Genomic DNA, 510 nt, shown 5'->3' on the forward strand with positions numbered 1-510 from the left:
CCCAACGGGCAGCGCCATCACCCCCGGCGTGCGCTCCGCGCCGCGCCGTCCTTCCGCCGCGCCATTGCCCAGCATGGGCCGCATGGCGTTCAGGGCCACGCCCACGGTGGTCAGGTTGTGCAGCAGGGCCAGCATGCCGGGCTGCGCCCGGCCCACCAGGCCAAGGGCCATGAAGGCCGAATTCAGCCCCATGATGGACCCGAAGTTCAGGTGGATGCGCCGCAGTGTTGCCTTTGCCAACTGACGCGCCACCAGCAGTTCCGCAAGATCGTTGCCGGAAAGCACCACGTCGGCCACCTCGCGGGCAAGGTCGGCCCCGTCGCGCAGGGACACGCCCACGTCGGCGGCGGACAGGGCGGGCGAATCGTTGATGCCGTCGCCCACCATGACCACCTTGCCGCCCTCGGCCTGCAACTGCCGCACGATGTCGGCCTTGTCGGCGGGCAGCACCTGGGCGCGCCATTCGTCCACGCCCACGGCGTTGGCCACCGCCGCCGCCGTCACCGGCCC

1 protein-coding gene is annotated in these 510 nt (G+C 71.8%); it reads right to left on the minus strand.

What is annotated here, in order from left to right:
* Positions 1 to 510 (minus strand): HAD-IC family P-type ATPase (locus FVW27_RS19280; RefSeq protein ID WP_167128410.1); only part of this gene is annotated, 510 nt, incomplete at both ends.

This window comes from Nitratidesulfovibrio liaohensis (assembly GCF_011682075.1).
Classification (GTDB): Bacteria; Desulfobacterota; Desulfovibrionia; order Desulfovibrionales; family Desulfovibrionaceae; genus Cupidesulfovibrio; species Cupidesulfovibrio liaohensis.